Origin of the sequence: Ruminococcus sp. XPD3002 (genome assembly GCA_900119535.1) — a bacterium.
GTDB lineage: Bacteria > Bacillota > Clostridia > Oscillospirales > Ruminococcaceae > Ruminococcus > Ruminococcus flavefaciens_H.
The window spans coordinates 97,848-110,838 of record FPJT01000012.1; the positions used below are offsets into that span (position 1 = coordinate 97,848).

10 protein-coding genes and 1 pseudogene are annotated in these 12,991 nt (G+C 40.4%); 3 read left to right on the top strand and 8 right to left on the bottom strand.

Annotated features, from left to right (window positions below; translation table 11 throughout):
• The first annotated feature begins 165 nt into the window (after window positions 1-165).
• A pseudogene (locus BT127_RS11715) lies at window positions 166-396 on the top strand (DUF6809 family protein).
• 119 nt (window positions 397-515) lie between these two features.
• Here the strand turns inward: BT127_RS11715 and BT127_RS11720 are convergent.
• Genes BT127_RS11720 through BT127_RS16860 form a run of 4 tightly spaced genes read right to left on the bottom strand, consistent with a single transcriptional unit; the run spans window position 516 to window position 8,371 of the window.
• Window positions 516-2,582, bottom strand: a complete 2,067-nt coding sequence (locus BT127_RS11720; protein ID WP_075425177.1) for an RICIN domain-containing protein — start codon at window positions 2,580-2,582, stop codon at window positions 516-518.
• Window positions 2,583-2,599: 17 nt separating this feature from the next.
• A complete protein-coding gene (locus tag BT127_RS11725) occupies window positions 2,600-4,672 on the bottom strand; it encodes an RICIN domain-containing protein (RefSeq protein ID WP_075425178.1) in 2,073 nt (690 codons plus the stop codon).
• 28 nt (window positions 4,673-4,700) lie between these two features.
• Window positions 4,701-6,566 (bottom strand): phage tail tip lysozyme, encoded by a 1,866-nt coding sequence (locus BT127_RS11730; protein ID WP_075425179.1) that lies wholly within the window; start codon window positions 6,564-6,566, stop codon window positions 4,701-4,703.
• Window positions 6,563-8,371: a CHAP domain-containing protein gene (locus tag BT127_RS16860; protein WP_175541958.1), complete on the bottom strand. Its 1,809-nt coding sequence runs from the start codon at window positions 8,369-8,371 to the stop codon at window positions 6,563-6,565. Before BT127_RS16860 ends, BT127_RS11730 begins: the two co-directional genes overlap by 4 nt.
• Window positions 8,372-8,665: 294 nt before the next feature.
• Between BT127_RS16860 and BT127_RS17215 the strand changes: the two genes are divergently transcribed.
• Together BT127_RS17215 and BT127_RS17220 are read left to right on the top strand one after the other, a co-directional pair.
• Window positions 8,666-9,208, top strand: a complete 543-nt coding sequence (locus tag BT127_RS17215) for a tyrosine-type recombinase/integrase (RefSeq protein ID WP_318257230.1) — start codon at window positions 8,666-8,668, stop codon at window positions 9,206-9,208.
• A gap of 12 nt (window positions 9,209-9,220) precedes the next feature.
• Window positions 9,221-9,757, top strand: a complete 537-nt coding sequence (locus BT127_RS17220; protein WP_318257231.1) for a site-specific integrase — start codon at window positions 9,221-9,223, stop codon at window positions 9,755-9,757.
• A gap of 307 nt (window positions 9,758-10,064) precedes the next feature.
• Here the strand turns inward: BT127_RS17220 and BT127_RS11745 are convergent, their stop codons facing one another.
• The 4 genes from BT127_RS11745 to BT127_RS11755 form a co-directional block, all read right to left on the bottom strand.
• A complete protein-coding gene (locus BT127_RS11745) occupies window positions 10,065-11,033 on the bottom strand; it encodes an AAA family ATPase (RefSeq protein ID WP_350339281.1) in 969 nt (322 codons plus the stop codon).
• A 51-nt stretch (window positions 11,034-11,084) separates the two neighbouring features.
• On the bottom strand, window positions 11,085-11,465 hold the full coding sequence (locus BT127_RS17365) for a relaxase/mobilization nuclease domain-containing protein (protein WP_350339283.1): 381 nt from the start codon (window positions 11,463-11,465) through the stop codon (window positions 11,085-11,087).
• Window positions 11,414-11,767 carry a plasmid mobilization protein gene (locus BT127_RS11750; protein ID WP_075425180.1) on the bottom strand — a complete coding sequence of 118 codons (354 nt, stop codon included), beginning with the start codon at window positions 11,765-11,767 and terminating at the stop codon, window positions 11,414-11,416. The genes BT127_RS17365 and BT127_RS11750 overlap by 52 nt, the downstream gene beginning before the upstream one ends.
• Before the next feature lie 405 nt (window positions 11,768-12,172).
• Window positions 12,173-12,991, bottom strand: an 819-nt coding sequence (locus tag BT127_RS11755; RefSeq protein ID WP_350339282.1) for a hypothetical protein, incomplete at its 5' end; no start/stop codon positions are given.

Genomic DNA, 12,991 nt, shown 5'->3' on the forward strand with positions numbered 1-12,991 from the left:
TACAGAATGTTTCTTATTAATATAATTATAACTCTTAGGTTATAGAGTGTCAATAGCCGAATAATAAAAATCTCTCCCCGATTTGTGAACAGTCATTATGGATAATTCCTGAGCAGTTTTTTCCGATAATTACACTAACTGCAATGACTGAAAGGAAGTATCCCTATGATTGATGAGATCTACAATAGCCGTATCGGTGCTATCAAGACAGACCACTTCTCTGATGAGTGGGAGCAGACCGCTATCCCGTTCGAGGAGTCGCTGACCGAGGAGCAAATTATCCTGTTCCATAAGCTATGTGACTTGCAAAGTGAGACTGCTGCCGCTTAGATGAGAGCTGCGTACAAGGCGGGCTTCAAGGACGGTGTGGCTCTGATGAGAGAAGTTCAGGAATAAAGTGTAAAAGAATAGAAAAAAGAACCTCCGCAGGATTGCTCCTACAGAGGTTCTTGATTTGCCCCATTGTTATTATGAATACACCCGATTACTCTCTGATTGTGCAGATAGAGAGTGTTTTAAACATATATCAGCTTACGCTTCATCATGCAGAGATCAAATACATCGAGCCTGTCATCTTCGCACATATCGGCTGCTTTCCAATTCTCAAAATGAGTATCTGGTACTGCAAGCAGCCATTTCTGAAGCAGAACTACATCGGAAACGTTAAATTTTCCGTCATTGTTGCAATCGCCTTCAACATTAGAATAAGGCTTCACTTCGATAATATCGAACTTTTTGTTTTCAAAAGTCTTGTCGTAGATCCATATCTCTAAGTTATCCCCATTCAATGTAAATGGCAGTGCGGAACATAGAGGCTGGATGTAGTAGGCATCATTCATGTTGTAGATCCAGAATCTTTGTGCTGTATTGCCTACATATGGCATCATTTGTACATTAGTGCCGTTTTCCTCCTTAGCACAGTATATATCCATTGATTTTTCATCAGCATACGATGTGATAGAGTAACTGCCGTCATGCTGCCACTTGAAATGCCAAACCTGATCGTTATTGTAAGTATCATCAGCACACACAACATTATTGTCGGTATTCGTAAGATACTTGCCGTTCGTGTTGCATTTTATCTTACCATAGAAGTCACCGTTGAAGTTGCCATCAACATTGATAGGGAGATTTCCTCCGCAATCCATTTTAATGATATCGAACCTTTTATTCTTAAATGTTGAATCGTAATACCACAACTCAAGATTATCATTATTCTGCCTGTTGATTGTGAATGGATACGGATTGCACTGTGAGCGAATATAATATGCACCGTTGATCGAATAGATCCAGAATTTCTGAGCTGTATTGCCAACATATGGCATCATCTGCATATTTGTAGCATTATCTGTTTTAGCTCCGGCTACGTCCATTGACAGACCGTCATAATAAGATGTAATAGAGTAACTGCCGTCATTTAACCATTTGAAGTGCCATATCTGATTCTTCGTTCCGATAGGATCAGCACCTCCAACATTTCCCTCCATGTCGCTGAGGTAACTGCCGCCGTCCTCACATACCATCTGAGCATAGAAATCGCCGCCTATACTGATCGGCATATTTCCATCAAGATCCATTTTGATAATATCGAACCTCTTGTTTGTGAAAGTCGGATCAAAGTACCATACTTCCAAGTTATCGTTGTTCTGTCTGTTGATAGTGAAAGGATACTCTGTGCATTGCGGGCGAATATAGTAAGCACCATTAAAAGAATATATCCAGAACTTTTGAGCTGTATTGCCGACATAAGGCATCATCTGAATATTAGTAGCATTATCCGTACTTGCCGCATACACATCCATAGATAAATCATCATAGTACGACAAGATAGCATAGCTTCCGTCATCCTGCCTTACAAAATGCCATATTTGATTTTTGGTTGCAATGGGATCAGCTCCGCCGACATTGCCTTCCATATTGCTAAGGTAACACCCGTTGTCCTGACATATCATGTGTGCATAGAAACCATCGCCAAGATTAACCGGAGTGTAATCATCATACCATTTTGGCTGTGGCAGTATACCATAATTCGGTCTTAAGTAATAACTAATATTCTTCGTTGTTTCGTGTTCTCCAGCACAGCAACCACCATCATGATATGTATTAGTATCAGGATCATTATTGTTTCCTCCGGCTGTGTATACTTTCCCATTTTCAACTTTTGTTACTATCTCAACATGAGACCAATTAAAAAAAGCAAGATCTCCAATTTCCGGAGACGAAACCCGCACAGCGCCTCTATCAATCATTTTGTTTGCAAAATCAGCAACAGTACCTCCGTGAGCAACGATTGAAGAATCACAGCCTGCGTTTTCAAGACAGTCGGCAACGTACTCATCGCACCATGCGCCCCAGTCTACGCCCGAATATCCGAAGTCATCACAAAATCTTCCTTTCTGAGATTTGGCAATGGTAGCTGCATCTTCTGCCATATTGCCTGATAATGTATATCGGCTCTTGTCAAATCCATCTTTGGCACACCAAATCGCATTTGCTTTCATTGTGTTCGACGGAGTGAACAGTATCATTAGCATTGTGCAGCTCATAATTAATGAAAAAACTTTTTTGATTTTGTTTTTCATTATAAGGCACCTCTTTCTTAACCGTATATCAGTTTACGCTTCATCATGCAGAGGTCAAAGACATCAAGCCTGTCATCTTCACACATATCGGCTGCTTTCCAATTCTCAAAATGAGTATCAGGTACTGCAAGCAGCCATTTCTGAAGCAGAACTACATCGGAAACGTTAAACTTTTCGTCATTGTTGCAATCACCTTCAACATTAGAATAAGGCTTCACTTCGATAATATCAAACTTTTTGTTTTCAAAAGTCTTGTCGTAGATCCATATCTCTAAGTTATCCCCATTCAATGTAAACGGCAGAGCGGAGCATAGAGGCTGGATGTAGTAGGCATCATTCATGTTGTAGATCCAGAATCTTTGTGCTGTATTGCCAACATATGGCATCATTTGGACATTAGTGCCGTTTGCTTCCTTAGCACAGTATATATCCATTGATTTTTCATCAGCATACGATGTGATAGAGTAACTACCGTCATGCTGCCATTTGAAATGCCAAACCTGATCGTTATTGTAAGTATCATCAGCACACACAACATTATTGTCGGTATTCGTAAGATACTTGCCGTTCGTGTTGCATTTTATCCTACCATAGAAGTCACCGTTGAAGCTGCCCTCAACATTGATAGGGAGATTTCCTCCGCAGTCCATTTTGATGATGTTGAACCTTTTATTCTTAAATGTTGAATCGTAATACCACAACTCAAGATTATCATTATTCTGCCTGTTGATCGTGAATGGATACGGATTGCACTGTGAGCGAATATAATATGCACCGTTGATCGAATAAATCCAGAATTTCTGAGCCGTATTGCCGACATAGGGCATCATCTGCATATTTGTAGCATTATCTGTTTTAGCTCCGGCTACGTCCATTGACAGACCGTCATAATAAGATGTAATAGAGTAACTGCCATCATTCAACCACTTGAAATGCCATATCTGATTCTTCGTTCCGATAGGATCAGCACCTCCAACATTTCCCTCCATGTTGCTGAGATAGCTTTCACCATCTTCACATACCATCTGAGCATAGAAATCGCCGCCTATACTGATCGGCATATTTCCATCAAGATCCATTTTGATAATATCAAACCTCTTGTTTGTGAAGGTCGGATCAAAATACCACACTTCAAGGTTATCATTGTTTTGTCTGTTGATAGTGAAAGGATATTCGGTACACTGAGGACGGAAATAGTAAGCTCCGTTGATAGAATAGATCCAGAATTTCTGCGCTGTATTACCAACATATGGCATCATCTGAATGTTAGTAGCGTTATCCGTGCTTGCTGCATACACATCCATAGATAAGTCATCATAGTACGACAAGATAGCATAGCTGCCGTCATCCTGGCTTACAAAGTGCCATATTTGATTTTGGGTTGCGATGGGATCTGCTCCACCGACATTACCTTCCATGTTGCTAAGGTAGCACCCGTTGTCTTGACATATTATCTGAGCATAGAAGCTTTCACCTAAGTCAGCGGAAACATAATCGTCGTACCATTTCTTTTCATTCCAAATGTCATATCGTGTTAAATCATACGTTTCAATAAGTGAAATCAATGAGTTTGTATATTGGGGATCCGTTGCCCAACCATCTTCTCGAATAAGCTGACACACTTTTTTGTAATCAGTAACACCTATGATATTATGATATCTGCTTAAACTATTAATGAAATCATAGTATCCAAGTACGCCTTTTTCAAATGAATCGTATGCTCTAAATTTCGCATAAGTTGTATAGGGGGTTCCAGAACTATCATATTCTGTAGTCTTTAATTCAACAGTTTTTCCCGTATAACTACCTGCTTTCATTCCCCAAAAATTATAATAGTTTTCTGCTAAACTGCTCAACCCATCTCCTGACTTGGATTCAAGTAATGCTTGAGCAGCAACAAAACTTGGCAATATCTTAGATTCTTCGTAATGCTGTTGTGCATATGAGGCTACCTTTTCTACAAATTCAATCTGAACAGTTGATAACGCCTTAGCATTGATCAAGGTATCAGAATAATTGCTTAAGATAGACATTGCTATAAGCACAAAGGACAAAAGGAAAGATGCTGTCCTTTTAATAATCGTGTTCATTCTTATTCGCCTCCAATATAAGAAATGATTATTTGTATATCAATTTGCGCTTCATCATACAGAGATCAAACACATCAAGTCTATCATCTTCGCACATATCGGCTGCTTTCCAGTTGTCGAGATGTGTATCAGGTATAGCAAGAAGCCATTTCTGAAGTAGAACTACATCGGAAACGTTAAATTTTCCGTCATTGTTGCAATCTCCACTTAAATAAACAGAGAAGTCTACTGAACTAAGCGTTTCACCCACACCATTACAGGATACAATATATGCTGTATAGTCACCTACAGGATATTTGTCTGTGTAGTTAAGCGCAAGATCAATGGACTGGTTCACATAATCTTCCCCATTTTTATAAATGTGTAACCAGTATGAATCGGTATCAGCAGTTTTATTCCATTTAATACTGATCTCCTCATCGGTTGAAAATGCTTCTTTCGATATAGTGGGATTAGGCGCTTCAGGCTTTGAGTCATGAACTGTAAAATCAACACTACTAAGTGTTTCGCCTGCGGCATTTATAGGAACGATATACAAAGTATATTCTCCAACCGGATATTTAGCCGTATAAGACAGGTCTGTGCCTATCGACTTATTTTCATAATCTTCACCATTACGATAGCTATGAAGCCAATATGAATCCGCATTAGCTATTGCGTCCCAGCTTACAGTAACATCATCATTTATGGTGAATCTGTTCTTTGCGATCCTAAGATCAGGTTTATCAGGTGGATCACTGTGTACTGTGAATTCTACATAGCTTATAGTTTCACCAAGTCCATTTCCAGAAACAATATAAGCTGTGTATTCGCCTTCAGGATACTGAGCTGAGTACGACAGCGCTTTATCCAAGGATTTGTTTTCATAATCTTCACCGTTCCGATAAATATGAAGCCAATAGTATTCAGTGTCAGGAACTTCTGCCCATGTAATATTAACTGTTTCATTTATTTCAAAATGATATTTGCTTATATACGGCTGAGGTGCAGATGGGGCGGAATCATAAATCGTAAAATCTACTCCACTAAATGCTTCACCATTATTACCTATTGCTGCAACATAGGCTGTATATACCCCTTGGGGAAATTTCTTTTTTATACTAAGGGATTGTCCCACAGATTCATTTATATAATCTTCTCCATACCTATAAATATGTAGCCAATATGAGTTTGCATTCATTACCGAATTCCACTGTAATTCTATTTCATCATTTGGAGTGGCACATTTCAGATTGATTGATAAATTAGGTGGCTCAACATCTCCACCGCCGTACTTTGACCAATAAGTTGTTGCTGCTATTTTACCACGATACTGAGATTCAGTCAATCCGATTCTGGCGGCTATACATCTGTACGTTTTTCCATTCGCCTTGAAGTAGTCATATCCACCATTTACAGTTGGAACACCATTTGCATTGTATTGACCATGTACCTTATCTTTGTATTCAGGGCGTTCAAAATCCATACACCAGTTATAAGCAACATCATAAGTACCAGATTCAGTATTATCAACCGTTTTCATTAAATTATAGAAAGAAGAATTGTTATTCTTCAACTCATGGTTTAGAAAATTAAGTTGCCCTTGCAAGGTGCTATAGTCGTATCCGTTCGAGTTACACCATTCGATTAAATCAGTACGCCGTGAGCCTGTCCATTGACACAAGCCGTAACCGCCGCCGCCGCTTTCGTTTTTTCGTGGATCAAAGCCTGATTCAAGCTCGATATTTGCTAAAACTCCGCAAGCAGCCGCACTGTTAAAACCTAAATTACTGGTAAGATAATCATATATCGTTTCTTCGTTTGATACAGCAAATACTTTTGAATTGTCGATTGTGGTTATGCAAGATAACACCATTATAATTGAAAAAATTATAGATAGCGGTTTCTTTGTCATTTGTTATAACTCCCATAAATAAGCTGTCGTTTCATAAGGCACAAATCAAACACATCAAGTCGATCATCTTCGCATAAATCAGCCGCCTGCCAGTTTTCCATATATGTATCTGGAACAGCTAACAACCATTTTTGAAGAAGTACAACATCAGATATATTGAACTCTCCATCACTATTGCAATCGCCATTAACATAAACGGAAAAATCTACTGAACTAAGAGTTTCACCCATAGCATTGCAGGATACAATATAAGCAGTATAATTTCCAGCAGGGTATTTTGCGCTATAATCCAATGAAAGCATCAGCGACTGATTCACATAGTCTTCTCCATCTTTATAGATGTGAAGCCAGTATGAATCGGTATCAGCAGTTTTATTCCATTTGATATTAATGCGTTCATCGGTTGAAAAAGAACTCTTGGGAATCGTTGGCTTTGGTGCTTCAGGTTTAGAATCATGAACCGTAAAATCAACACTGCTAAGTGTTTCGCCAGTAGCATTTATAGGAACAATAAATAAGGTATATTCACCAACAGGATATTGTGCTGTGTAGGATAGATCCGTTCCAATTGATTTGTTTTCATAGTCCTCGCCGTTCCTATAGCTATGAAGCCAATACGAATCAGCATTAGCTATTGCATCCCAACTAACAGTAACATCTTCATTGATCGTAAATCTGTTCTTCGCTATCCTAAGATCAGGTTTATCTGGAGGATCGCTGTGTACTGTAAAATCTACATAACTAAGTGTTTCACCAAGACCGTTTCCCGAAACGATGTATGCTCTATATTCACCTTCAGGATACTGAGCGGAATATGATAACGCCTTATCTAAAGACTTGTTTTCATAATCCTCGCCATTTCGATAGATGTGCAGCCAGTAATAATCTGTTTCAGGAACCTCAGCCCATGTGATGTCTACCATTTCGTTTATTTCAAAGTGATCTTTACTTATATTAGGCTTTGGCGCAGCAGGAACTGAATCATAAACAGAAAATGATACAGAACTCAATGCTTCCCGACTTCCTCGTATTGATACCACATAAGCAGTGTAGTTGCCTTTGGAATAGCTATGAGTGAATGAAAGTGATTTATCGAGCGACTGATTTATGTAGTCTTCGCCATTTTTGTAGATGTGAAGCCAATATGAATCAGCTCCTTCCACATCATTCCATTCAATCGATATTTCTTCGCCTGCTTTGGCAAAATTTTTGTTGATTGTAAGTGAAGGGGCATCTAATTGAGTGTTTGAATAATTTGGACGCAAAACAGCTACTGGATTTCCATGTTTTCTTGGGGAGCAAACCGTTCTTGTATAACAACTGTCGCCACTTCCTGTATTACCGCCAATTGACACAATACCGCTGCCTGTACCTGAATAAACTATTTCTACATGACCGGAAAAGAATACAATATCGCCAGGCTGTGCATTGTCGAGCCCGACATCGTAACCGCCTGCCTGAATAATAGTCTGCCTTAGTCCCCACCACGGTCGTGCTGAAGTGTATTCGTTGCTAACCGCGCCTGTTCTTGGCACTGCATCACCTTGACCTGCAAGGTCTGCACAGTCTGAAACGAAGTCAGCACACCATTCCTCACTATAGCCAAGATCACTTCCTGTTTTGCCTATCTGAGCCATTGCGACATTGATTATATCTTGTGCGCCATTACCTGTGAGTGTATAACTGGTGGAAAAGTTATTCTTTCTTGTTTGAGTTGCATGAACAGGAATAGTAGGCAAAACTATAAGAACCATAGTAATGCTTACTAAAACCGCCATTGTCTTTTTCATGAATTCCTTGATCATAATCTATCCTCCCTATTATTTTATAGAAATATTTTTTGTTCGGATTATCACGCCACTGTCCGTGATATAATATGAAGGGGAATATCATATCACATTTCTTGAAATCAGTAGTTTGATGAAACCAGTCAATTTCACTAAGAATGTATACCAAAATGGTACACTTTCCCTTATTGAAATTATACATGATTGGAGTAAAGTTTGCAATATTTTTTGAGAAAACCAGCGTTTTGCATACAGTGAGTATATTTAAAATGTGCAATATGCCGGTGTTTAGGCAATCAGGAGGGTTACAGAATGGAAAAATCAAGCGTAAATATTACGTTTCGTAAAGGCAGACGATTCATGGGAAAATTCATTGTGGGCTATGACGATAGAGGAAAGGCACAATATCAGTATGTCTACGGTAAGACTTATGATGAAGCAGAAAGCAAGGTGCTGATAGGTCAGGAGGTGGCTTCTCGCTATCTTTCGGGCAGATATATCACTGTAGGCACGGTGTATATTGAGTGGCTAAATGCTGTAGTTAATCGTGTCAAAGAGTCCACGCTTGCTAATTACAAAGCGAAATTTGAAAAACATATTCTCCCTGTATTTGGTGATGTTCCGTGTGCAGATCTATCGGCAGGACGAGTCAACGAGTATATAAACCAAAAGCTCGCAGACGGCTTATTTGCGAGCTATGTGAGAGATATTATTATGGTATTTAAGGCACTGTTGAGTTATGCTCAGGAGGAGTACAGCTTTAAGCTGTCGATGAAAAATGTTGTACTTCCAAAGGTGGAAAGGAAGCAAATTGAGCGAATCAGTGATGTAGAGCAGAAAAAACTTACCGAATAACTGAAATCAAATATGTCGTTGACTGCTTTCGGTATCTTGCTGTCACTTTGTATGGGATTGCGTATCGGAGAACTTTGTGGCTTAAAATGGGAAGATGTGGACTTTCAGCACAAGATACTGCATATTCGCAGGACTGTTCAGCGAATATCCTCAACAAACGGCAATAGAAAAAACAAAATAGTGATCTCAGCTCTGAAGTCAGCAACATCGTTTAGAGATATAGCCATTCCTGATCCTCTTATGAGATATTTCAGAATGTTCAGAGATAAAGCTGATTTGTATATTCTTTCGTGTGCTGATAAGCCTGTTGAGCCGAGAACTATGCAGTATCGCTACAAAAAGATATTACAGACTGCGGAGATTGGTGATCATAATTACCACAAACTCCGCCACACCTTTGCGACCAATTGTGCTGAACACGGCTTTGATGTAAAAACGCTGTCCACTGTCCTCGGTCATAGTTCCGTTAATCTCACCATCAACAGATATGTCCATCCTGATGTTGTATATCAGCGTAGAATGATCAATAGCATATGCAGGCAGTTGTAAATTGTTTTCATATTAGCATCTTGAAAATCGAATATCTGCTATATTATGCTGTTTAAGTATGGTTATCTTGGAACTACCGATTTCAAGAAATTCAGCTATTGTAATTATAAAGGGTTACTGCGCTAAAAGTGCGCTGTGTGCGCGCTGATTATGTGAAAAAGCTCCTTACAGTGTAATCACTGTAGGGAGCTTTGTTGTATATTCGTAAATTGGCGTGTATGGCATTTCGTGACTGGACAGGGTAATTATCCCCGTAAACAGTACGGACGGCTCTGAGGTGCTTCTACGTTTGCCAGAGAGCCTATCATCATTCGAGGTCATTCCGCTTTCTTTTCTTCTGCTGATCCCGACTCTGCTCCTGTCGCAGATATTCCTCTATCGTTCTCGTTGCTTCGGACAGCTCACGGGACTTCTTATCTGCCTGATTGTATTCCGTATTTTTCTTCGAGAGCTTTTTCTGCAAAGATGCGATATGCTTTTCAAGATTTTCGACTTTCGGAATATTGCCTGACGGGTAAAGCTCCAAAACCTGTTTGCAGGTTTCGTGATATTCGGCAATATCGCTGCCGTGTTCCTTGCGGTATTTTTTTTCCTCTCGACCGCTGAGTGCTTTCAATTCCTCTCCGATATGCTTGACCTTGCGATATTTTTTCAGCATTTTGAGTTTTTCTTGCAAATCTTTGATTTGTGCGTTCAGGTCATTCAGCTCACCGACAAGATGCGCCCTTTCAATAAATGCCGCCATCGCAGCACCACGAACCTGATTCGGCTCAACGCCGTATGCGGTGATAATATTTTTTGCGATGCTTGCCACCTTCATATTGCCACGGTTGATAGCATCACGGATAAACTTGTTCTCCTCAGTTTTTGGAGTAATCTGTTTGACTTTGATTCTCGGAACAAACATCATACCGCCCATATACTGTGCGATACGCCCTTTGATCTGCTCGGTTTCATAATACCAGCCAAGTGTCCGGCTACGGGTGAACTTCGCTCTCGGATTGCGTTCCTTTTGCTCTGCAAGCATAAATTTCAGGTCGATCTTATGGTCGGGATTGTATTCGTAGAGTATGCCGAAATCTGCGCACTTGGCAAGGAAGTCCTCAAAGTTTTCGCTGACCTTGATAGCCTGATCTATTGCATATTTCAGTTTAGATTTCCACGATAATCCTTGCCTTGACATATCCCACTCCCAATGGTTCTTGCCCTTGCCCATTTCGGGATGTTCGATCACAGATAAATGATACTGTCGGCATACCTCGTCCGTGATGTTCATGAGCTTCTGAAATGACCTGTCCTGCTTGGTAGTACTGCGGTTTTCGTGCGTTTAAAAAGTCCTGCCGTCGATGCAGTTGGTTTTATTGAAAACTACATGAAGGTGCGTGTGATTTTTGTCGATGTAGCAGGTCATAAAATACTGATATTCGCCTTTTAGAAAATGCTCACATATCTCCTGACCGAGCTGCAATGCTCTCTCCGGTGTGATCTCACCGGGCTTGAAACAGACGATAAAGTGCTGGGCGAGAACGGAGCTTTTGTCCGTCCCGTGTTTCCGAATCTCAGCAAAATCATGACTTGCCTGCAACGGATCAGAGCTGCACCCCTCTGTGATAATGAGCCTGCCGTTGTCGGTCTTGTCGGGGTTGGCGATGTAGTTTAGTGCTGCAAGGTCATCAGCAGAGATTGAAAATATCTTAGTGGTTGCCAGAGCCGATTCACCCCTTCCTTGATCTCGGCAATATCGTTGTTATAAACTCTGCCGCCGCTGTTTGCACGAACGGCGATCTGATTGATATTGCCTGAGATGTTCCTTGCAAGTCTGAGAATTTCAATCAGCTTCTCCTCGTTAAACTGCACGATGTAGCCCTCGAAGATCATCGCCCTGACGAACTCACTCCTTGACTTCATTCCGCTGTTGCGGAATTTGCGGTCGATAGCATCAAGCTCCTCACGGCTCGCCTTGATCTTCAGGTAGAGATCACGACGATTCTTGTTTTCTTTCTCATTCATTTTGGTGTAAACCTCTCTTTATATTTTTTCTGTGCGGTGTCGTAGGGGCAGCAGCCCTCTGCCAAGCGGTGCGAATTGTGGATTGCCGTTAGTGCGCCCACGATTTGCCGAGCTTGCGATTTGTGTTAGCCCCTGTGGGGCTATTTTGCATTTGAGCCTATCGGCTCTGCTGGTTTCCGCACTTCCATGTGTGGAATTGGAGCGTCAGCGACTATATTTCTCTGTATCGCTTTTGGCTCAAAGCTTTGCGCCCGTCCCTGTGAATATGATGTCTTTTATAAGCTGATCGACAAGCCGCTGACCAACAAAAGAAATGCCCTCGAATGATCAGGGGCATAAAAAACAACTATTGAACCTTCCATAATTGCTGTTGATATTGTAAAACAGGGGAGAGATTTTGTGCTATTATAGCACAATTTTTTTCTGTTGTTCCAGAAGATCGTGTGCTTTGTCCTTGTCGCTGCGGTTGATTTTAATGATATAATGACCTTCGCTTTCTTTCATTTCAAAGGTGATACCGCTGCTTTTCAGCTTTTCCGCAGCTTTCTCGGAGCTTACTTCAATAAAATAAGGATCAACGATCTCAGCAAGCTCTGATGTTGATTTATCTTCCGCAGCGCTTTCAAGCTGTTTTGTAAGCTCATCGAGCCGTTTTGACTTTTCTTGCAGCTCATCTTCATGGGGGAATGGAGCATCGATTTGTGTCTGTGCTTCAGAAAGTTCATTTTCAAGTCTTTCAAGCTGTAATTCCACGTTTTTCAGAGTGTTCTCCATACCATTGAGCAGATTATCCAGTCTTGTAAAATTACCACTTTCACTTGCGCCAAGCTCTGCTCTGTATTCAGAGTGACCTTTCAACTGAGCTACATACAATCTGTTCATTGGTTCATATCCAATGTTCAGCTTGAATCCCTGATAACTTCCAACCTCAGTATATCCGCTGAAATTAACTTTAACAGCAGATTTACAAGCATCTATCAGAGCTTTTCCTGCGGTTTCCTTATCCTTATAAACTTTACCGCCAAGCTCAATAGAAGGGAATACAGGTTTGCCTTTATCATCAAGCTCTACAGGACGTGCCTTAAATTCCTTTATATCAGCTTCTATATTTGTTTTAAGGTCTTGATATGTTTTTATTTTCATAGGCAATATTTTGAATACCTTATCTTGCAGATCATACAGTGAATTCATGTGACTTGCTTTCAGCATTTTCAGCTTGCCGAC

What these genes read in the sequence shown, in the direction of transcription:
- BT127_RS16860 (WP_175541958.1), bottom strand. Translation starts at nt 8,371, where the DNA reads ATGATCAAGGAATTCATGAAAAAGACAATGGCGGTTTTAGTAAGCATT.
- BT127_RS17215 (WP_318257230.1), top strand. Translation starts at nt 8,666, where the DNA reads ATGGAAAAATCAAGCGTAAATATTACGTTTCGTAAAGGCAGACGATTC.
- BT127_RS11730 (WP_075425179.1), bottom strand. Translation starts at nt 6,566, where the DNA reads ATGACAAAGAAACCGCTATCTATAATTTTTTCAATTATAATGGTGTTA.
- BT127_RS11720 (WP_075425177.1), bottom strand. Translation starts at nt 2,582, where the DNA reads ATGAAAAACAAAATCAAAAAAGTTTTTTCATTAATTATGAGCTGCACA.
- BT127_RS11750 (WP_075425180.1), bottom strand. Translation starts at nt 11,767, where the DNA reads ATGAATGAGAAAGAAAACAAGAATCGTCGTGATCTCTACCTGAAGATC.
- BT127_RS17220 (WP_318257231.1), top strand. Translation starts at nt 9,221, where the DNA reads ATGTCGTTGACTGCTTTCGGTATCTTGCTGTCACTTTGTATGGGATTG.
- BT127_RS11725 (WP_075425178.1), bottom strand. Translation starts at nt 4,672, where the DNA reads ATGAACACGATTATTAAAAGGACAGCATCTTTCCTTTTGTCCTTTGTG.
- BT127_RS11745 (WP_350339281.1), bottom strand. Translation starts at nt 11,033, where the DNA reads ATGAACATCACGGACGAGGTATGCCGACAGTATCATTTATCTGTGATC.